16 protein-coding genes are annotated in these 19,764 nt (G+C 72.3%); 7 read left to right on the plus strand and 9 right to left on the minus strand.

Annotated features, from left to right (window positions below):
- Positions 1–6 precede the first annotated feature (6 nt).
- Positions 7–1,155, minus strand: coding sequence for a hypothetical protein (locus tag D455_RS0111925; protein ID WP_017570951.1), 1,149 nt, complete (start codon positions 1,153–1,155; stop codon positions 7–9).
- A gap of 122 nt (positions 1,156–1,277) precedes the next feature.
- Positions 1,278–1,688: a MerR family transcriptional regulator gene (locus D455_RS0111930; RefSeq protein ID WP_017570952.1), complete on the minus strand. Its 411-nt coding sequence runs from the start codon at positions 1,686–1,688 to the stop codon at positions 1,278–1,280.
- Between the two features lie 128 nt (positions 1,689–1,816).
- On the opposite strand from D455_RS0111930, the gene ahcY (D455_RS0111935) reads away from it, so the two are divergent.
- Both ahcY (D455_RS0111935) and ahcY (D455_RS0111940) read left to right on the plus strand, forming a co-directional pair.
- The gene (ahcY, locus tag D455_RS0111935; RefSeq protein WP_017570953.1) at positions 1,817–3,253 is read left to right on the plus strand and encodes an adenosylhomocysteinase; all 1,437 of its coding nucleotides are present in this window, start codon (positions 1,817–1,819) and stop codon (positions 3,251–3,253) included.
- 120 nt (positions 3,254–3,373) lie between these two features.
- Entirely contained in the window at positions 3,374–4,636 is a 1,263-nt protein-coding gene (gene ahcY / locus D455_RS0111940; RefSeq protein ID WP_017570954.1) for an adenosylhomocysteinase, read from the plus strand.
- 48 nt (positions 4,637–4,684) lie between these two features.
- On the opposite strand, the gene D455_RS0111945 is transcribed toward ahcY (D455_RS0111940), so the two are convergent.
- On the minus strand, positions 4,685–5,542 hold the full coding sequence (locus tag D455_RS0111945; protein WP_017570955.1) for an RDD family protein: 858 nt from the start codon (positions 5,540–5,542) through the stop codon (positions 4,685–4,687).
- Between the two features lie 121 nt (positions 5,543–5,663).
- Here D455_RS0111945 and D455_RS0111950 point away from each other — a divergent pair, with 121 nt between their 5' ends.
- Positions 5,664–6,668: a stage II sporulation protein M gene (locus tag D455_RS0111950; protein ID WP_017570956.1), complete on the plus strand. Its 1,005-nt coding sequence runs from the start codon at positions 5,664–5,666 to the stop codon at positions 6,666–6,668.
- A 45-nt stretch (positions 6,669–6,713) separates the two neighbouring features.
- On the plus strand, positions 6,714–6,977 hold the full coding sequence (locus D455_RS0111955) for a DUF397 domain-containing protein (protein WP_017570957.1): 264 nt from the start codon (positions 6,714–6,716) through the stop codon (positions 6,975–6,977).
- Between the two features lie 128 nt (positions 6,978–7,105).
- Here D455_RS0111955 and D455_RS0111960 read toward each other — a convergent pair whose 3' ends face one another.
- From D455_RS0111960 to D455_RS0111985, 6 genes are all read right to left on the minus strand, one after another.
- Positions 7,106–9,160, minus strand: coding sequence for a tetratricopeptide repeat protein (locus D455_RS0111960; RefSeq protein ID WP_017570958.1), 2,055 nt, complete (start codon positions 9,158–9,160; stop codon positions 7,106–7,108).
- A gap of 83 nt (positions 9,161–9,243) precedes the next feature.
- Positions 9,244–10,545: a DUF58 domain-containing protein gene (locus D455_RS0111965; protein WP_017570959.1), complete on the minus strand. Its 1,302-nt coding sequence runs from the start codon at positions 10,543–10,545 to the stop codon at positions 9,244–9,246.
- Positions 10,545–11,528: an AAA family ATPase gene (locus D455_RS0111970; RefSeq protein WP_017570960.1), complete on the minus strand. Its 984-nt coding sequence runs from the start codon at positions 11,526–11,528 to the stop codon at positions 10,545–10,547. Before D455_RS0111970 ends, D455_RS0111965 begins: the two co-directional genes overlap by 1 nt.
- A 58-nt stretch (positions 11,529–11,586) precedes the next feature.
- Positions 11,587–12,807 carry a DUF4350 domain-containing protein gene (locus D455_RS0111975; RefSeq protein WP_017570961.1) on the minus strand — a complete coding sequence of 407 codons (1,221 nt, stop codon included), beginning with the start codon at positions 12,805–12,807 and terminating at the stop codon, positions 11,587–11,589.
- Positions 12,804–13,433, minus strand: coding sequence for a DUF4129 domain-containing protein (locus D455_RS0111980; protein ID WP_017570962.1), 630 nt, complete (start codon positions 13,431–13,433; stop codon positions 12,804–12,806). The genes D455_RS0111975 and D455_RS0111980 overlap by 4 nt, the downstream gene beginning before the upstream one ends.
- Complete coding sequence (locus tag D455_RS0111985; protein WP_026122549.1) at positions 13,430–14,896, minus strand: glycerophosphoryl diester phosphodiesterase membrane domain-containing protein; 1,467 nt, start codon at positions 14,894–14,896, stop codon at positions 13,430–13,432. The genes D455_RS0111980 and D455_RS0111985 overlap by 4 nt, the downstream gene beginning before the upstream one ends.
- 415 nt (positions 14,897–15,311) lie before the next feature.
- On the opposite strand from D455_RS0111985, the gene mtrA reads away from it, so the two are divergent.
- From mtrA to D455_RS0112000, 3 genes are read left to right on the plus strand one after another with little or no spacing between them, the layout of a single operon-like run.
- Positions 15,312–15,989: an MtrAB system response regulator MtrA gene (gene mtrA / locus D455_RS0111990; protein WP_017570965.1), complete on the plus strand. Its 678-nt coding sequence runs from the start codon at positions 15,312–15,314 to the stop codon at positions 15,987–15,989.
- Between the two features lie 16 nt (positions 15,990–16,005).
- The gene (gene mtrB / locus D455_RS0111995; RefSeq protein ID WP_017570966.1) at positions 16,006–17,823 is read left to right on the plus strand and encodes an MtrAB system histidine kinase MtrB; all 1,818 of its coding nucleotides are present in this window, start codon (positions 16,006–16,008) and stop codon (positions 17,821–17,823) included.
- Complete coding sequence (locus D455_RS0112000) at positions 17,820–19,694, plus strand: LpqB family beta-propeller domain-containing protein (protein ID WP_017570967.1); 1,875 nt, start codon at positions 17,820–17,822, stop codon at positions 19,692–19,694. The genes mtrB and D455_RS0112000 overlap by 4 nt, the downstream gene beginning before the upstream one ends.
- The last annotated feature ends 70 nt before the right edge of the window (positions 19,695–19,764 follow it).

Below are 19,764 nucleotides of genomic sequence, written 5' to 3' on the forward strand. Positions count from 1 at the left end.
GGGCCCTCAGACCCGGGTGAGCGCGTTCATGGCGCGGGACACGGCCTCGTCCACCAGGTCGCGCACCTGCGGCCAGCGGTCGTCCACGCAGTCCGTGGGCATCACCGTCACGCTGTCGGTGCCGGACATGCCCAGCGGGTCGCTCACCCCCTCCGGGGTGGCCAGCCGCGCGTCCGCCGTGACCGCCAGCACGCCCGTCCGGGGGCGGCCCACCTCCTGCACCACCACGAACAGGCTCAGCGACGCGTCGCCGACCGTCAGTTCCAGCGCCGTCCACCAGTGCGCGGCACCCGGTGTGAGCAACGTTCCGGACACGGCGTCGGCCGTGGTGCCGGGCTCGGCGTCGTCCGATCCGCCCGAGTACACCGAGGTGCGCGCCTCCGGGTCCAGCGCCCTCAGGATGAGGGCGACCGAGTCCCGGCGCGAGCGCACGTAGTCCAGGACGCGGCGCCGTGTCACCGCGGCCAGCGGCGACACGGGGGAGCGGGGCTCGGGAACGTGCTCGGGGGTCCAGCTCAGCTCGTCGAGCAGGGCCCCGGTCACCAGTCTCGCGAAGTGGCGGACCACCCCGGCGAGGCGTTCCTCGGTGTCCCGGCCGGTCCACGGCGGCGGCGAGAGGGGATCGGGCAGCAGCGGGGGGAAGTCCGCACGCCGCAGTACCAGGGACGCCAGTACCCAGGGCAGCGCCCACGCGTGCGTGTCGGTGGTGCGGTCCGGATCCAGTTCGCCCAGCACCGCCACGCACTCGGCGTAGGTCTGCGCGGCGCGCACCACCGGGTGGGCGGGCACCGACGCGGCCCGCGCCAGCCGTAACGCCTGTTCGGAGCCGACACGGCGCTCGGGGGAGCGCGAGGGGGAGTCCGCGGGCAGGTTCCGGGCGCGCTCGGCCAGTTCCGAGACGAACGCGGCGGTGATCGGCTGACCGGAGGTCCCGTCCACCGCGGTGGACACCAGCAGCTCCTCCAGGGCGGGGCCGCCGCCCAGAACCCGGACACGGCGGCGCGTCAGCTCCCGGCGCGCCGCCGCGCGCGCCTCCCGGGGCTGGTTCTGGCGGTGCTGTGCCCAGATCACCCGCAGCCGGTCGACGTCCATGAGCTCCTCGCGTACCAGGGCCGGGAGCCGGTCCAGGTCCGCACCGCAACGTAGGGTATCCACGCTGTCTCCGTAGCCAGCGGACAGTTGGCCAAAACCTGTCGGGGGACCCGAAACCGTGGCCGCTCCCGGACGCGGCCGCGTGTGAACCCCGGGGCCCGTGCGGACCAGGCGGACCCCGGCGTTCAGGGACGGTGGCCGTGCAGCAGCCGCATCGCCTTCTCCTTCTCGAAGTCCAGCGCGCGCGTGGGCGCGGCGGCGAGCCTGCCCAGCCGTTCCCCGTGCGCGCGCACCCGGGCCAGGACCTCGGGCTCGGCCAGGACGCGCAGGGCGAAGGCCAGCGCCGCGGGCGGGATGTCGAACTCGCGCTCCAACTCCAGGCCCACCGCGATCGTGCGCAGGTCCTCCTCGGTGAACCGGCGGTGGCGGTGGCCGCGCCCGGTCGGCTGCTCCTGGGTGCGGGGCAGCAGGCCCAGCCCCTCGCGGTAGCGGAGCATCCGGGCGGTGGTGCCCACCCGTTCGGCGGCGGTGGAGATCGGTACGGGACCGCCCGTGGAACGTTCGGGCGTGGTCGGGGCGTCGTCGAGGGCGGCCATGAACGCGACCCTAACCGAACTCCGCCACCGATGAGGGCAAACCTGACAATCGAATGTCAGCTTCGTGCCGTGGCCGGGCCGGCGGCCCTAGAATCGGGTGCGCCACGACCATCACGAGTGAGGAACGCATGGCTTTCGACTTCAAGGTCGCCGATCTCTCCCTGGCCTCCTTCGGGCGCGACGAGATCCGGCTCGCCGAGCACGAGATGCCCGGTCTCATGGCCACCCGCGCCGAGTACGGGGACAGCAAGCCGCTCCGCGGCGCCCGCATCATGGGTTCGCTGCACATGACCGTCCAGACCGCGGTCCTCATCGAGACCCTGGTCGCCCTGGGCGCCGAGGTGCGCTGGGTCAGCTGCAACATCTTCTCCACCCAGGACCACGCGGCCGCCGCGGTCGTCGTCGGTCCCGACGGCACCCCGGAGGACCCCAGGGGCGTGCCGGTCTTCGCCTGGAAGGGCGAGACCCTGGAGGAGTACTGGTGGTGCACCGAGCAGGCGCTGACCTGGCCGGGCGCCGAGGGTCCCAACATGATCCTGGACGACGGCGGCGACGCCACCATGCTCGTCCACAAGGGCGTCGAGTACGAGAAGGCGGGCGCGGTCCCCGACCCCGACAGCGCCGACAGCGAGGAGCTGAAGGTCGTGCTGCGCCTGCTCCGCGCCAGCCTCGACCGCGACGCCACCAAGTGGACCGAGATCGCCAAGGGCATCCAGGGCGTCACCGAGGAGACCACCACCGGCGTGCTGCGCCTGTACGAGATGCGCCGCGAGGGCACCCTGGAGTTCCCGGCGATCAACGTCAACGACTCGGTCACCAAGAGCAAGTTCGACAACAAGTACGGCATCCGCCACTCGCTGCCGGACGGCATCATGCGCGCCACCGACGTGCTCATCGGCGGCAAGGTCGCCGTGGTGTGCGGTTACGGCGACGTCGGCAAGGGAGCGGCCGAGGCCCTGCGCGGCCAGGGCGCCCGCGTGATCGTCACCGAGATCGACCCGATCAACGCCCTCCAGGCGGCCATGGACGGCTACCAGGTCACGCTCCTGGACGACGTCCTGGAGACCGGTGACATCTTCATCACCACCACCGGCAACTTCAACGTCATCATGGCCGACCAGATCGCCCGCATGAAGCACCAGGCGATCGTCGGCAACGTCGGCCACTTCGACAACGAGATCGACATGGCGGGCCTGGCGAGGATCCCCGGCATCACCAAGAAGGAGATCAAGCCGCAGGTCCACGAGTGGACCCTCCCCGACGGCAAGTCCGTCCTGGTGCTCTCCGAGGGCCGCCTGCTCAACCTGGGCAACGCCACCGGCCACCCCAGCTTCGTGATGTCCAACAGCTTCACCAACCAGGTCATCGCGCAGATCGAGCTGTTCACCAAGCCCGACGAGTACCCGACCGACGTGTACACGCTGCCCAAGATCCTCGACGAGAAGGTCGCCCGGCTGCACCTGGACGCGCTCGGCGTCAAGCTGACCCCGCTCACCAAGGAGCAGGCCGCCTACATCGGCGTGGACGTCGCGGGCCCGTACAAGCCCGACCACTACCGCTACTAGACGGTCCCTCCCCGGGGCTCCGTCCCCTCCGGGCGCCGACGGCTCTCCGTCCGCGCCCGGGCGGGGCCCGGTCCGGGGCTCCCACTCCACAAGGCATGACATGACGAATCCGGGTGGTACATGACACTCCCCCCGCACGAGGTGGCGGACCTCGACCTCGCGAGGGCCGGGGTCCGCCGCGTGGACTGGGCCGAGCGCTCCATGCCGGTGCTGCGCAGCGTGCGCGAGCGCTTCGCCGCCGAACGCCCCCTGGACGGACTGCGCGTGGCCTCGTGCCTGCACGTGACCGCCGAGACCGCCAACCTGCTGCGGGTCCTGCGCGCGGGCGGGGCACGGGTGTGGCTGGCGGCGTCCAACCCGTTGTCCACCCAGGACGACACCGCCGCCGCCCTGGTCGCCGAGTACGGGGTCTCGGTCCACGCGTGGGCCGGAATGGACCCGGCCGCCTATGACCGGAACCTGGTCACGGTCCTGGAGTCGCGCCCGCACCTGCTGCTCGACGACGGGTGCGACCTGGTCAACACGGTCCACCTGGCCCGCCCCGACCTGCTCGACGGGGTGCTGGGCGGCTGCGAGCAGACCACCACCGGCGTGATCCGCCTGCGCCGGATGAGCGCCGAGGGCGAGCTGCGGCTGCCCATGGTCGCGGTCAACGACACCGCCACCAAGCGCATGTTCGACAACCGGTACGGCACCGGTCAGTCCACCATCGACGGCATCCTGCGGGCCACCAACGCGATGCTCGCCGGACGCACCGTCGTGGTCGCCGGGTTCGGCTACTGCGGGCGGGGCCTGGCCGAGCGCGCGCGTGGCATGGGCGCCCGCGTGGTCGTCACCGAGGTCGACCCGGTCAAGGCCCTGGACGCGGTCATGCAGGGCTACACCGTCACCACCATGGACGAGGCGGCCTCCGAGGGGGACGTGTTCGTCACCGTCACCGGCAACCGCGACGTCGTCCGCGCCGAACACCTCGACCGCATGAGGGACGGCGCGATCCTGGCCAACTCGGGCCACTTCGACCTGGAGATCGACCTGAACGCCCTGGAGAGCCGGGCCGTGGAGGTCAACCGGGGCGTGCGCGAGCAGGCCGACGAGTACGTGTTCGCGGACGGGCGCCGCGTACTGCTGCTGGCGGAGGGGCGCCTGGTCAACCTGGGCGCCGCCGAGGGCCATCCGGCCGCGGTGATGGACATGTCGTTCGCCGTGCAGGCCCTGACCACGCGGTGGTTGGCCCTCCACGCGGCCGGTCTGGAACCGGGCGTGTTCGAGGTGCCCGCCGAGACCGACACCGAGGTGGCCCGGCTCGAACTGGCCGCCCTGGGGGTGCGCATCGACGCCCTGTCCCCCGAGCAGGAGGCCTACCTGAGCTCCTGGCACCTCTGACGGAGGACGTCAGGCCGGTGCGCCCGGAGTGCCCACCGCCCTTCGGGCTCACTGCTGGGGAGGAGCGCCGTACCACCGCTGCTGCGCACCACCGTGGGGACGGTCCTGCTGGGACTGCTGCGCGGCGGCCTCGTGGCGGCGGCGCCGCTCGGCGAGCACCGCGGACAGGAAGTAGGGCGGAGTGGTGCCGGGCGGCGGGGGCGGGCTGACCTGCGCGGCCACCGCGTTGGCCAGCCGGATGCCCATCTCGTGGCGGGTGTGCTCGGCCAGCTCCCCGTACCGGAGCACGTACTGTCGTGCCGCCGCCGCGTTCTCCGGGGACAGGCGCGACAGTTCGACGCCCGACGCCCAACCGGCCAGCTGCGGGGGCATCGGGATGACCTCCTCGCGGGGCCTGCCGCCGCGCTCCTCCACGACCATGGTCCCCGCGACGAAGTCGCCCACGCGGCGCCCGTCCCGGTTGATCATCGACGTGATCAGGGCGATCACGCCGCTCGTGGCCCAGATCTCCACGAACGCCGCCAGCGCCCTGCCCAGCGCCTGCCGGAACCTCTCCGGCGAGCCGTCGGTGCCGACCACGCGCAGACCCAGCGCCATCTTGCCCAGGGAGCGCCCGCGGGAGACGGTCTCGAAGACGGTCGGGTAGCCGACCAGGATCAGGATCGTGCTCGCCAGGGAGACGGCGGCGGTGAGCGCGGGGTCCAGCCCCCTGCCGATCCAGGTGACCAGGACGCCGAACGCGATCGTGGCGATGATCTGGACGAGGGCGTCGATGGCCAGGGCCGCGGCCCTGGTGGCGAAACCGGCCGGACGCAGGTCGAGGACCACCGCGTCACCCGTGACCAGCGGTGTCGCGCCGTAGACGTCGGCGCGTGCGTCGCCGTTGCCGGGATAGGACACCAGCACTCGCTCCCTCGGGCTGTCTGAAACCGTCATCCCGACATTACCCGGCACGTCGGGCGGGTGTTCGCGGAGTCCGAACCGAGCGCACGAACCGACCCCCGCGCGAAACGGTAGGGTCCCATGCGTGGATATCGACGTGTTCGCCGCGGTGCACGCCCCGGAGTGGAAACGGCTGGAAGAGCTGGCGCGCAGACGCCGTTCGCTGGACGGTGAGGAGATCGACGAACTCGTCGAGCTCTACCAGCGGGTGTCCACCCACCTGTCGGTGGTGCGCTCCTCGGGCCAGGACCCGGTGCTGGTGGGCAGGCTGTCGGCGCTGGTGGCGCGGGCCCGCTCGGCGGTGACCGGCGCGCACGCGTCCGCGTGGCGCGACGTCGGCGGGTTCTTCACCCGGGTGTTCCCCGGAGTGCTGTACCGGCTGCGGTGGTGGTGGATCGGTACCACCGCGGGCATGGTCGCGATCGCCGCGGTCACCGCCACCTGGATCGCGACCAGCCCCGACGTGCTGCACGCCCTGGGTACACCGGACTTCGTCGCGCAGTACGTCGACTACGAGTTCGCGAACTACTACATGGAGAACCCCCGGGGTTCGTTCGCCGCCCAGGTGTGGACCAACAACGCGTGGGTGTCGGCGCAGGCGATCATCTACGGGGTGGCCCTGGGGCTGCCGACCCTGGCGGTGCTGCTGCTCAACGCGGTCAACGTGGGCGTCGGGGCCGGGATCATGTTCGCCCACGGCCGGGGCGACGTGTTCCTCGGCCTGATCCTGCCGCACGGCATGCTGGAGCTGACCGCCGTCTTCATCGCGGGCGGGGTGGGCCTCAAGATCGGCTGGACGATCATCTCGCCCGGGGACCGCACCCGCATGCGTGCCCTGGGGGAGGAGGCGCGCGCGGCCATCGCGGTGGCCCTGGGGCTGGTGGTGGTGCTGTTCGTCTCCGGGCTCATCGAGGGGCTGGTGACCGGTAACGCGGCGGCCGGAGTCATCCCGATCCCGGTGGCGCTGGGCATCGGAGCGCTGGCGGAGGTGTTGTTCCTGGTCTACGTGTTCACGGTGGGGAGGAAGGCCTACCAGGAGGGCGAGACCGGAGACATCGAGAACGCCCCGGAGGCCGTGCCGGTGGCCTGAGGTCTCCGCCCCGGCCCGGCGCTTCTCCGTGGCATCATCCGGGATATGGAGACCGACACCCTCCGGTGGTTCAGGAGTTCCCACAGCGGCTTCGCATCCTACTGTCCGGAGGCCGCGTTCAGCCGCTCTGGCTGGTTCAAGAGCAGCCACAGCTCAGCGGAGAGCCACAACTGCCTGGAGGTGGCGTTCGAACGCACGGAGAACTGCGTGCGGGTGCGTGACTCCTTGGCGCCCCGGGCCGGGAACCTGGCGGTCAGCCGGGAAGAGTGGTCCTCTCTGATCCGGTCACTGAAGGCCGTGGTGGACTGACCCGTCCCGGGACGGTTGCCGGGGCAGCACGAGATCAGCGGTCGTGCGGGACCCCCTTACTTCAACAATAGGTCGGGAAGAGCCGCCGACGGCAGTCCCTCTCGACCCCTGTGGAAAACCCGGGGCCGTCAGCGATCCGGCTGCTCGCCCCGCGCGGCCCGGTCCCGCCATTCCCGGGTGCGCTCGGTGTCGGGGTGGTCCCTGCCCAGCGCCTGCTCACGTACCTTCAGGCAGGCCTCGAACCAGCCCCGGGCGGCTTCGGGGTCGCCGCTCTCGAAAGCGGCTCGCCCCAGGTAGTAGTCGGCCTGGGCGGTCAACGGGTGCCGTTCTCCCATGGTGCGCGCCCGGATCGTCCGTACCTCGTGGAACTCCCGTCCGGCGCTGACCGGGTCCCCCCTGCGCATCGCGGCGTATGCCAGGTTCTCCCACGCTGCCAGGGCTCTGGGGTCCTCCGGTCCGGACAGGTGGCGCCAGCGGTCGCGTACGGCACGGAACTCCTCCGACGCGGTGTCCCAATCCTCGCGCCGGATCGCTATCAGGGCGAGCTGGAACCGCGAGTCCAGGGTGTTCTCGTGGTCGGGTCCGTGGTGGGTCTCGTTGAGTTCGAGGAGGGCCAGGTACTCGGCCTCGGCTTCATCGACGAGCCCCTGGTTCAACCGGGCCTCGGCACGGTGGTGTCTCGCCCTGAGGGTGAGCGGGTGTGCGGGCCCGTAGCTCTCCTCAGCCGCTCCCCACAGTTGCGTGGCCTGTTCGTGGGCCCACTCCGTGAACCCCAGATGGATGAGCTGGCGATTGATCCGCCCGGAGTTCTCCATGAGCGATCGCACCAAGGATCCGGCGTTGGCGTCGATCGTCGGGAGACCATCCGGGCGGAGCTGTGTGCGCACCCCCAGGATGTTGATGTGTGCGCCCACCTCGACCAGGGGGTCGTGGTCCTGTTGCCAGGTGAGCAGCTCCTCCGCCTCCTCCAGCAGCGGAAGGTCGGCGGTGGTGAACCCGGCGCGGACCGTCTCCGAGACCAGCGGGTGGATGCGCAGGGCGGTCTCCCCGTTGGCCGTCACCACCGTGACCAGGCCCTGCACGACGAGGGAGTTCACGGCGCGCGCCAGCTCCGCCTCTTCCGTGAAGCCGAGGGGATCACCGCCCATCCTGGACACGGGCAGCCGACGCAGGGGGATCTCCCGGCCGTCCCCGCTGAGGACCGACAGCAGTCGCAGCAGCGGCACGGCCCCGGGCTCGCGCTCCTCCACCAGGCGCAGGGACAGCTCCCACACCCCCGACAGCAGCCTGCGCTCGACGTCGCCACCGGTGACGAAGGGCGCCGCCAACGCGTCCAGCGCGCCGATGCCCCCGCCCAGCCTGTCCAGCAGCGCGTGCGCGTCCGGGAACAGTACCCGGTGCGTGGCCAGGATGCGCCCGGCCAGCGACAGCGCCAGCGGCACCCCGCCCAGCCTCCCGGCCAGCTCCTCCGCGCCCGCGAGCTCAGCGACCACGCCCGTTCCCGCGTGATCGGCCAGGGCCTCGGCCGCCGCCGGGCCCTCCAGCTCTCCGATCCGGTGCACCCGCGCGGGCGCCCACTGCGCGGTGTCGTCCACCCGGCTGGTCACCAGCACGAACCCGCCCGGACTCGCCCGCATCCACCCCAGCTGGTCCCCGGGCCGGTTCTCCGGGTCCAGCTCCTCGGGCCGGTCGGCGTTGTCGATCACCAGCAGCCACGGCCGGGGAGCGGCGTCCAGGTGCCGCCACACCCACCGCGCCGCCTGGTGCCGCGTGCCCTTGACCTGCTCGGCCTCCTGACGGGAGCCGCCCAGCTCCACCGCGGCCTCGACCATGCTCGACGCCACGCTCCCGGGCCGCACCCAGAACACCGTCCACCCGTCGCGCCGCGCCCGCTCGGCCAGCGCCGCCGCCACCGTGGTCTTGCCGAACCCGCCCGGCCCGGTCAGCACGTACGGAACCGGCGCACCGGCCTCCATCGCCCCGCTGAGGGCCTCCAGGAGCTCCTCACGGCCGCGCACGGCGGTCGCCAGCCGGGGCGGGTCCAGGGACACGTCCGCGGGCGGGGGAGGCGCCGCCGGGGGCGCGTGGAGGGTCACGCCGCCGTGGATGTCGCGCACCTGGAGCAGCTGGCCGTGGACGGCACCGGAGGAGGTGTTGTCATGGGCGTCGGGGGGAGGGGCCATGTCCCCATACTGCACGACCGCGACGCCCCGCTGCCGAGGGAGGCCGGGGCCGTCCCGCCCACGGGACGGCCCCGGCCGCGTTCCTACAGCCGTCCCTGCGCCTTGAGGTTGATGTAGGCGTCCGCCAGCGCGGGCGCGATGTGCTCGGGGTCGGCGTCGACCACCTCCACACCCATCCGGCGCAGCTCGGCGGTCACCCGACGCCGTTCGCCCAGCGTCCGCTCCGCCGCGGCGGCCCGGTACAGCGCGTCCGCGCTGCCCCGCTCGGCGGCCATCCGGTCCACCGCCGGGTCGTTGACCGCCGCGACCATCAACAGGTGCCGGGAGGTCAGCGCGGGCAGCTTCGGCAGGAGCCCCTCCTCCAACGCGGTCGCGTTCAGATCGGTCAGCAGCACCACCAGCCGCCGGGCCCGCCCCTGCGTGCCCAGGATGGTCCCCACCAGCCCCGCCGGGTCGGACTCCACCAGCTCCGCCTCCAGCGGCGCCATGGCCTCCACGATCCGGTTCACCTGGCTGCCCTTGCCCGACGACCGCACCTGCGCGCGCGTGCGCCGGTCGTAGGCCATGAAGTCCACCCGGTCGCCCGCCCTGCCCGCCAGCGCGGCCAGCAGCAGGGCGGCGTCCATGGCGTGGTCCAGCCGCGGGGTGTCGCCCACCCGCCCGGCCGACGTGCGCCCGGTGTCCAGCACGATGAGGATGCGCCGGTCCCGTTCGGGCCGCCACGTCCGCACCACCACACCGTCGCCCCGCGCGGTGGCCCGCCAGTCGATCGACCGAACGTCGTCGCCGGGCACGTAGTCGCGCAGGGAGTCGAACTCGCTGCCCTGCCCGCGCACCATCGCCGTGTGCTGGCCCTCCAGCTCACGCAGCCGCGACAGCTTGCCCGGCAGGTGGCGCCTGCTGTGGAAGGGCGGCAGCGTGCGCACGGTCCACGGAGCGGGCAGCGTCCGCTGCCTGCCCGCCAGACCCATCGGCCCCACGCTGCGCACGGTCACCCCGGCGGCACGTGCGTCGCCACGCCGGGTCGGGGTCAGCGCGGTCGTCACCCGCCGCCGCTCCCCGGCCGGTACCCGCAGCGGCTGACCGCGCGGCACGGCGTGCGCGCTCGGCGGCCACGCGTCGCGCACCGATCCCCGCAGGCGCCGCCGCGTGGGGTTGGTGACGGTCACGTACACCGTCGCCGAGTCGCCCAGGCGCAGCGACGTGTCGCCGTCCCGGGACAGGCGCATCGCCTTCGGGCTCGCCGCCAACACGATGTCCAGGGCGAGCAGCAGCACCAGCACGGTCAGGGCGACCGCGGTCGCCTCCGCGCCGACCAGGCCGGAGAGCGCCACCGCGACCGTCGCGACCAGGGCCAGCAGTACCGCCCGGCCGGTGACCACCATCAGCGCGGCACCGGGACGGAGGCGAGCACACCGTCCAGGATTCCGTCGGTGGTGGCCCCCTCCAGCTCGGCCTCGGGGCGCAGCCCGATCCGGTGCCGAAGCGTGCCCTTGGCCAGCGCCTTCACGTCATCGGGGGTGACGTAGTCGCGGCCCGACAGCCACGCCCACGCCCGGCTGGTGCGCAGCAGCGCCGTCGCACCGCGCGGAGAGGCGCCCAGCTGGAGGGACGGCGACTGCCGTGTGGCCCGGCACAGGTCCACGATGTAACCGAGGACCTCGGGGGCCACCCGCACCCCCTCCGCGGCCAGCCGCGCGGCGTGCAGCTCGGCGGCGCCCGCCACCGCGGTCACCCCGGCCGCCTCCAGGTCACCCGGGTCGAAACCGTCCGCGTGGCGTCCCAGCATCTCCACCTCGGCCGCGCGCTCGGGCAGCGGGATGGTCACCTTGAGCAGGAACCGGTCCAGCTGCGCCTCGGGCAGCGGGTAGGTGCCCTCGTACTCCACCGGGTTCTGGGTGGCGGCCACCATGAAGGGGTCGGGCAGCGCGGTCGGCCTGCCCTCCACGGTCACCTGGCGCTCCTCCATGGCCTCCAACAGCGACGCCTGGGTCTTGGGCGGGGTCCGGTTGATCTCGTCCGCGAGCAGCAGGTTGGTGAAGACCGGCCCCTCCATGAACTCGAACTTCGCGGTGTGCTGGTCGTAGACCAGCGAACCGGTCACGTCACCCGGCATCAGGTCCGGGGTGAACTGCACCCGCTTGTGGTCCAGGGACAGCGCCGCCGACACCGTGCGCACCAGCAGTGTCTTGGCGACACCGGGCACGCCCTCCATCAGCACGTGGCCACGGCACAGCAGCGCCACGACCATCGCGGTCACCGTCTCGTCCTGGCCCACGACCGCCTTGGCCACCTCGCGGCGCAGGGCGACCAACGCCGCGCGCGCCTCGTCGGCTGATGGCAGTGCCTCGGGTGTGAAGGCGCTCACGTGCCGTCTACCTCTCTCGATACCTCAGTGGTCGTTCGCTGGTCCGCGCGGACCCGGTTCACCGGAGCCTCCGGGCGCGCTCGTCGAGTTCGTCGGCGAGCTTCACCAGCATGTCGTCGTTGCCCGCGTACGGGTCGGGGGGCTCAGGGTAGAGCAGACTCCGCAGGTGGGCGGGGTCGTCACCGGTCCGCTCCGCGACGGTCGCCACGACCGCTCCGGGCACGGCGTCCGCACTCAGCCCCAGTTTGGGCGTGACCCTGTCCAGGAACCCGGCGCGCAGTGCGGTCGCCGCCCGGTCCCGGGCCTTGCGCGACTGGTACAGCCCCGCACGGCCCTCGGTGGTCTCCGAGGCACGCACCGCCACGGGCAGCGACTCGGGCACCAGGGCGCCCATCCGGCGCCCCCGCCACAGGGCCAGAAGCGCCAGCATGGCCACCAGCGGAACCAGCGACCAGCGCAGGCCCAGCGGCAGCAGCTCCCAGAGCCCGGAGCTCCCCTCCTGCTGGGGCGGGTCCGGCCGCAGCCACACCACGTCCTCGGCGGCCAGGAGGTTCAGCGCCAGAGCCGCGTTGCCCCCGGAGTCGAGTTCGGCGTTGGTCAGCGGTCCGCCGGTGCCCAGCACGGTGGTGGTCGTCCCGTCGTCGTGCCGCACCCGGACCAGGGCGTCGCCGCTGCCGCCGGGGTAGCAGCCCACGGCGTCGACGCCGGAGCCCGCCGTGTACAGTTCGCCGCCGACGTAGGCCTCGCCCGCGGCCTCGGCGGCGGACAGGTCGCATTCGGGGGAGTAGGCGACGTCCGGCTCGGGGAACCCCTCGGGTTCCTCCCGGCCGGTCATCTCGACGCCCGGTACGAACGCCTCCAGCGACGGCGTGGACGGCCGCACCAGGACGGTGTCCACGTCGAGCGCCGCGAGGGACTCCAGCTCCTCGGGCAGCAGGCGGTGGTCCAGGAAGACCACCAGCACGGTGTCGTCCCCCGCCTCGGACACGGCCTCCTCGGCGGCGGGGGAGGAGCGCACCACGTGTACGTCGCGGTCCTCCTCCAGCACGTTCACGAGGGCACGCGTGCCGTCCGGGGAGATGGAGCCAGGCTCCAGATGGCCGGTGGGGAACTGCTCCGTGCCGAGTGACAGCAGCACCACCACCGTGACGAACGCGGTGATCAGGGCGGCCGGGACCCGGACCGAGCGCCACGCGCGAAGGGCGCGCGAACCCTCCTTCGGCGGCGTGCGGTGGGGCGCGGAGTCCCGGGGCGGCGCCGGGGGAGCGGCGGCGGTCATCCCCCCACCTCCTCGGCGGGACGGGCGGCGCGCAGCCGGGTGTCCAGTTCGCGCAGGATCCGGGCGGAGTCGGCGGTCGCCTCGCGGTCGCCGTACACCACGTCGTTGAAGACCCGGGCGCCCTCACGCAGCCCCTCGGCCTCTCCAGGGAGCACGGTCGAGGCCTCCGCGGCCAGCTCTGTCGCGGTGCGCCCCGCGCGCGGCGTGATGATCGCCCGGTCCTCCAGGTCCACGCTGACGGCCCTCAGCCTCTCGGTGACGGCGGCGGCGAACTCGCCCGCGGCCTCGTGCCGGTCGGCGGCGGCGCGGTGGTCGGTGGCGGACAGCGGCGTGCCCTCGTGCACGGGCGCACCGGCCGCGCGGCTCCGGGACGGTCGCAGCCAGACGATCAGCCAGACCACCAGGACCGCGACGATCACCAGCAGCGGTCCCAGGACGACCCAGCCGCTGAGGGCGTCCGGCGCGTTGGCCGTGAGTTCAGCGAGGAGTTCCTGGAGCCAGGTGAGGACGCGGTCGAGCAGGGAGGGCTCCTGGCTCCCGTAGAGGGGGTCGCTCAGTTCCTCGACGGCCCGTCTGCGCCCCTCGTCCTGGGTCACCTCGCCGACGGCCGCCAGGTGTGCGCTCACGTCCGCGGCTCCGGCAGGTAGATCTCCGGTCCCGCCTCGTGGCCCGCCTGGGCGGCCTCGTGCAGCCTCAGGTCGAGGCCCTCACGCCGCATCCTCAGGTCCACGTAGAGCAGCGTGGTCACGCCCACGGTGAAGGGGGCGGTGATCGCCGAGGCCAGGACAGTGCCTATGTAGATGATGGCCCCCGCCACGACGGCGGCCCAGACCGCTCCGGGGGCGAGGACGGTGGGGATGACCGAGAGGACGCTGAAGGGCGTGCTCAGCAGGCCGCTGACGAAGCTCATGAGGACGGTCGCCAGCAACGCGATGCCGAAGATCCGCCACCAACTGCCCTGGGTGAGGCGCCAGGAACGGGCCAGGGCCGCGCCCGGACCGAGGCGTTCGAGCACCACGATCGGCATGGCGAAGTAGATGCGGACGTAGATCCAGGCGCTCAGTACGAGGCCGCCGCCGAATCCCAGCACCACGGAGGCGATGGCGATGATCGTTCCGACGACCTGGTCGGCCGAGACGGCCACGAAGATGCCGACGAACAGGCCGACGAGCCCGATCACCATGATGACCAGGGTGAGGCCGAAGAAGATCAGCAGTTGCAGCAGAGCCAGGCCGATGACGGCCCCGATCCGTTCCCTGACGATGGCCCAGGCCTGCGACGGGCTGAGCTTGCGGCCCAGGGCGGCCATGCCGACCACGGCGGTGAGCAGGCCGGTGACGAGGATGATCCCGGCCTGGGAGAGGAGTCCGCCGCCGTAGAGGGCGATGAGCGACCAGGCGCTGAACGGCAGTGGGTCGCTGGCGTTGATGCTCGCCGGATCTGTCGCCACCTGGTCGAGGAACGTCCCGTAGTCGGACATGTATCCGCTGAAGCCGATCGAGCTGACGATGCTCGCGATCGCCATGACGATCAGTGAGAGCCCGACGGTGGTCTTCGGGTTGTGGCGGATGAGGCTGAACGCGCCGTTGAGGATGTCCCCGAGCGTCATCGGCCGGAGCGAGACGACACCGGGTTTGGGCGCGCGCGGCCCACCGGGCGGCATCGGAGCTCCGTAGCCCGGTTGTCCGCCGTACGGGGGCTGCTGGCCGTGTCCGGGAGGGGGACCCGGGGGAGTGCCGTACCCGGGCTGCCGCCACTGCGCCTGCTGGCCGTACCCGGCGTCCGGCTGCTCCGGGGGCCGCGGCCCGTAGCCCGCTCCGGGCGGCTGCTGCCCGTGCTGCTGGGGATCCTGCCCTGGAGGCGCGAAACCCGGCTGCCCCTGCTCGGGCGGCGCGAACTCCGGCCGTCCTCCGGTCGGTGCGGCGGGGGCGGACGGGTCCTGTCCGGACCGGTCCCGCTCTGACGGATTCTGGCCGGGCGCGGCCCAGCCGCCGGACTCGGGCGGGGGACCGGCCTCGGGAGTCCCACCGTTGTCCGGCTCCCCCGGGGAATTCCCCGACGTGTCCCGGTGGTTGTCCTCCTGGGTCATCTGCCACGCCCTCCATGGGGTTCGGTTACGCTGCGCGAGCGGGCTCACGCGATTCCCGTCGCCTGGTAAACCAACCTACCCGCCGGTTCCACCGCTGCCCGCGCCGTTCGAGGGTATGCAGGGGCAACCGACCCACTTCATTCCTTTTGTATGCTTTCTGTTACCAACGGGCCAAGTCGTGAAGGTTCGCGGGCCAGCTCAGCAGGGCCGACGCGCTGGTAGCCGAAAAGGCCCAGAGGCCGAAAAACACCGACCACACTCCCCGCCCCGCCCGAAGCTGGCAAGGTGGGGAGGACAAGCAGTTTTCCGCGTCTTGGCGCACCGAACGTTTATGCCGCCTGAGTGTTTCCAGAGAGAGGAGTAGGCGCCGCCGTACCCGCCCGCGCGGGTCCGACGCCCGGCGCCGGACACACCGATGAAGGGACGTGTACTGGTCGTCGACGACGACCTCGCCCTCGCCGAGATGCTCGGCATCGTGCTTCGGGGTGAGGGGTTCGAGCCCTCGTTCGTGCATGACGGGGACAAGGCACTGGAGGCCTTCCGAGAGACCAAGCCCGACCTGGTCCTCCTCGACCTGATGCTGCCCGGAGCCGACGGAATCGACGTGTGCCGTCAGATCCGCGCCGAGTCCGGCGTGCCCATCGTGATGCTCACGGCCAAGAGCGACACCATCGACGTCGTCCTGGGACTGGAGTCCGGCGCCGACGACTACATCGTCAAGCCCTTCAAGCCCAAGGAGCTCGTGGCCCGCGTCCGCGTGCGGCTGCGCCGCACCGAGGAGCCCGCGCCCGAGGTCCTCCAGATCGGGGACATCACCATCGACGTCGCCGGGCACGCCGTGCGCCGCGACGGCGAGCAGATCAGCCTCACCCCGCTGGAGTTCGACCTGCTGGTCGCCCTGGCCCGCAAGCCGCGCCAGGTCTTCACCCGCGAGGTCCTGCTGGAGCAGGTCTGGGGTTACCGGCACGCCGCCGACACCCGCCTGGTCAACGTCCACGTGCAGCGCCTGCGCGCCAAGATCGAGAAGGACCCGGAACACCCCGAGGTCGTCGTGACCGTCCGCGGCGTCGGCTACAAGGCCGGTACCGCCTGATTCCGTCGAGTCGCACATGACCGCAGCCACACCCGAGGAGGACCGGAAGGCCGCCTCCGAAACGGAGGGGCCGTCCTCCGGGCTTCCCGGAAACGCGAGGCGCTGGCGCGACGGCGGCACGGGGTTCACCCGTGCCTACCTGCTCGCCCAGCGCGCCGCCCGTGCCCTGGTGCGCGGCGTCCACACCAACTGGCGCCGCTCCCTGCACCTGCGCGTCATCTCCACCACCCTGGTGCTGTCACTGGTGGTGATGCTGGGCCTGGGATACGTGCTCATCTCCCAGGTCCGCAGCGGCCTGCTCGACGCCAAGATCACCACGGCCGTCACCGACCACCGCGCCGGGCTCAACTACGCGGTCGTCGAACTCCAGGAGAACCAGGCGGGCGACCGCAACCGCCTCCTGTCCAACCTCGCCAGCGAACTCACCAGCCGCAGCGGCGACACCGGTCTGTACAGCGTGGTCATCCTGCCCTCGGTGGGCGGTGAGGTCGGCTGGGCCACCGGTGGGGGCAAGGTCCCCAAGCGGCTCAGCGACCAGGTCAGCCAGGCCGAGGTGGAGGACCAGCAGTACCACACGTACACGCGCATCACGACAGAGCAGGGCGAGCAGCCCGCACTGGTGGTCGGCGCCCAGCTCACGCACGCCTACGAGCTGTACTACGTCTTCCCCCTCCAGCACGAGCAGGAGATCCTGGACCTGGTCCAGAGCACGGTCATCCTGGTGGGCGTGCTGCTGGTCATCCTCCTCGGGCTGATCGCGTTCGTCGTCACCCGGCAGGTGGTCAGCCCGGTCAGGTCGGCGGCCCAGTCCGCCGAGCGGCTGTCCTCGGGCGACCTCAGCGAGCGCATGACCGTCCAGGGGGAGGACGACCTCGCCCGGCTGGCCCTGTCCTTCAACGACATGGCGGGCAACCTCCAGGAGAAGATCCAGGAACTGGAGGAGCTGTCCAAGCTCCAGCGGCAGTTCGTCTCCGACGTCTCCCACGAGCTGCGCACGCCGCTCACCACCATCAAGATGGCCGGTGACGTGCTCTTCGACGACCGCGAGGAGTTCGACCCCACCACACGCCGCTCGGTGGAGCTGTTGCAGAGCCAGGTGGACCGGTTCGAGGAGCTGCTCGGGGACCTGCTGGAGATCAGCCGCCACGACGCCGGGGCGGCCACCCTGGGCACCGAGTCGCTGGACATCCGCGACGCGGTGATGAAGGCCGTCGGCGACGCCGAGCAGATCGCCGAGCGGCGCGGCATCAAGGTCGTGCTGCGCCTGCCCACCGAGCCCTGCACCGCCGAGTACGACTCCCGCCGGATCAACCGCATCCTGCGCAACCTGGTGGTCAACGCCATCGAGCACAGCGAGGGCCGCGACGTGGTGGTCACCGCCGCGTGCGACCGCGACGCGGTCGCCGTGGCCGTGCGCGACTACGGTGTGGGCCTCAAGGAGGGCGAGGAGCACCTGTGCTTCGACCGCTTCTGGCGCGCCGACCCGGCCCGGGTGCGCACCACCGGCGGTACCGGCCTCGGGCTGTCCATCGCCAAGGAGGACGCCACCCTGCACGGAGGTTGGCTCCAGGCGTGGGGCCAGCCCGGCCAGGGTTCCCAGTTCCGACTGTCCCTCCCGCGCCGCTCCGGCAGTGAGCTGCGCGGCTCCCCCCTGCCACTGGTGCCGACGGAGTTCGCGCTGGGACGCACCTACAACGCCTTCTCCGACAAGGGCGAGGGCGGCAACGGGGCCGCGCGCGCGGAGAGGGTCTCCGCCAGGGGCGGTGCCACGGAGTCCGCCGAGGAGGACACCGCGACCGGAGAACAGCGCGAGGGTGAGGAGAAGCTGGCATGAGCGCACCGCACCGTTTCGGCCGTGGCACGCGCGCCCTCCTGGCCGCGGCCCTGGTGTGCGTGTCCCTGGCGGCCTGCGCGTCCGTCCCCACGACGGGGCCGATCGTGGCCAGCGACGGCAACGGCTCCGAGGAGGACCCCTACGACGGCTACGTGCGCCTGCTGCCCGCGGGTCCCCAGGAGGGCGTGGGCCCGGAGGGGCTGGTGAGCGGCTTCCTCCAGGACGTGGGCAGCTTCGAGCAGGACTACGAGGCCGCCCGCAGCTACATGCTGCCCCAGACGGACGAGGCGTGGTCCCCCGACGGCACGGTCAGGATCTTCCCGAGCCACGACACGGTCGCCCTGGAGACCGAGATCAGCGACGACGGGCTCACGGCCACCGTCCGGATGCGCAGTTCGCTGGTGGCCACGATCGACGAGGACGGCAGGTACGTCCCCGGCGACTCCGGTCGGTTGCTCAACGAGACCTTCGTCCTGGCCAGGGAGGGCGGCGACCCCGAGGGCGAGTGGCGCATCCAGAGCCTTCCCGACGAGCTCGTCCTCAGCCAGCTCGACGTGGAGCGCACCCACCGGCCGTTCAACCTGTACTACTTCAACCCGGCGGAGAGCTCCCTGGTCCCGGACCCGGTCTACCTGCCGGTGAGCAACGAGGACCTGTCCAAACGCCTGCTGAACAGGCTCATCGAGGGTCCCAGCGACTGGCTGGACCCCGCGGTCCACTCCTCCTTCTCCGAGGAGGCGGACCCCGAGGTGGAGGTGGACGAGGACCGGGTGACCGTCAGCGTGACCGGTACCGGGGAGGCCGACGAGTTCGGCATGGGCGCGCAGATCGCCTGGACCCTGCGCCAGCTGCCGGAGATCCAGGAGTTCACCCTCCAGGTGAACGACACGGAGGTGGACTTCCCCGGGGCCGAGGGCGAGAGCGCCGACCGGCCGCGGCCGGGCAGCACCTACTGGTCCGACGTGAGCCCCGGCGCCTCCCCGGCCGACGTCAACGTCTACTACTCGCACGAGGGCCAGCTGTGGTCGGCCTCGGACTGGGACAACGAGACCTTCGGCGCGGGCGAGCCGGTCCCCGGCCCCCTGGGCGCGGGCGAGGTGCCGCTGGAACGGTTCGCGGTGTCCCTGGACGAGCGGACCATCGCCGGGATCACCACGGGCGGCGCGGAGGTCGTCACGAGCCAGGCCACGTCGGGCGCCGCGGTCCAACAGGTCCTGACGGACGGGGTCTTCACCGACCTGTCCTGGGACGTCGACGGCGACCTGTGGGTGGTCGAGGAGCTCCGCGAGGAGGACGACGCCGAGGACGAGGAGTCCGAGGAGGACGCCGACGGCGAGAGTCCGAACCTCAACGGTCCGCCCCCGTCCTCGGGGCCCACCGCCCTGTGGCTGCTGCGTGACGGACACGAGGTGGTCCGGGTGGACGTGTCCGGGCTGCGTGGCAGCCCGCTGGCGCAGTTCCAGATCTCCCGGGACGGCACCCGCGCCGCGGTGGTGACCGAGGTGGACGGGCGGCGTTCGCTCCAGGTGGGCCGTGTGGTGGAGAACGGTGAGGGGCAGGTCTCCGTGGAGTCGTTCGTCCCCCTGGCCAGCGAGCTGGAGGACGTCACCGACGTCTCCTGGCGCTCGGGCGACCAGCTGGTCGTGCTCGGCAGCCGCGAGGGGGGAACGAGCCAGGCACTCCTGGTGTCGTTGGTCGGCGGCACGCCGCCCGCCAGCGCGGGGACCCCGGTCGCGAGCATGGTGAGCGTCTCGGGCGCCCCCGGACAGCCACTGGTCGCCGGTTCCGACGACGGCAACATCTGGGTCTCCAGCGACCCGCTCAACTGGCAGAACGTGGTGGAGGGCGGCTCGCCCGCGTTCCCGGGCTAGCTCCCCCGCCGGGGCCCGGCCACCGACCGCGTTCGGGGCCACGCGCGATGGCCGGGCCACGGGCGTTGAC

The sequence above is a fragment of the Nocardiopsis halotolerans DSM 44410 genome, from assembly GCF_000341065.1.
In the GTDB taxonomy this organism is placed as follows: Bacteria; Actinomycetota; Actinomycetes; order Streptosporangiales; family Streptosporangiaceae; genus Nocardiopsis; species Nocardiopsis halotolerans.

Excerpts from the sequence above, each read along its gene's own strand:
- ahcY (WP_017570953.1), top strand. The coding sequence starts at position 1,817 with ATGGCTTTCGACTTCAAGGTCGCCGATCTCTCCCTGGCCTCCTTCGGG.
- D455_RS0112000 (WP_017570967.1), top strand. The coding sequence starts at position 17,820 with ATGAGCGCACCGCACCGTTTCGGCCGTGGCACGCGCGCCCTCCTGGCC.
- mtrB (WP_017570966.1), top strand. The coding sequence starts at position 16,006 with ATGACCGCAGCCACACCCGAGGAGGACCGGAAGGCCGCCTCCGAAACG.
- D455_RS0111975 (WP_017570961.1), bottom strand. The coding sequence starts at position 12,807 with ATGACCGCCGCCGCTCCCCCGGCGCCGCCCCGGGACTCCGCGCCCCAC.
- mtrA (WP_017570965.1), top strand. The coding sequence starts at position 15,312 with ATGAAGGGACGTGTACTGGTCGTCGACGACGACCTCGCCCTCGCCGAG.
- D455_RS0111955 (WP_017570957.1), top strand. The coding sequence starts at position 6,714 with ATGGAGACCGACACCCTCCGGTGGTTCAGGAGTTCCCACAGCGGCTTC.
- ahcY (WP_017570954.1), top strand. The coding sequence starts at position 3,374 with ATGACACTCCCCCCGCACGAGGTGGCGGACCTCGACCTCGCGAGGGCC.
- D455_RS0111930 (WP_017570952.1), bottom strand. The coding sequence starts at position 1,688 with ATGGCCGCCCTCGACGACGCCCCGACCACGCCCGAACGTTCCACGGGC.
- D455_RS0111985 (WP_026122549.1), bottom strand. The coding sequence starts at position 14,896 with ATGACCCAGGAGGACAACCACCGGGACACGTCGGGGAATTCCCCGGGG.
- D455_RS0111965 (WP_017570959.1), bottom strand. The coding sequence starts at position 10,545 with ATGGTGGTCACCGGCCGGGCGGTACTGCTGGCCCTGGTCGCGACGGTC.
- D455_RS0111960 (WP_017570958.1), bottom strand. The coding sequence starts at position 9,160 with ATGGCCCCTCCCCCCGACGCCCATGACAACACCTCCTCCGGTGCCGTC.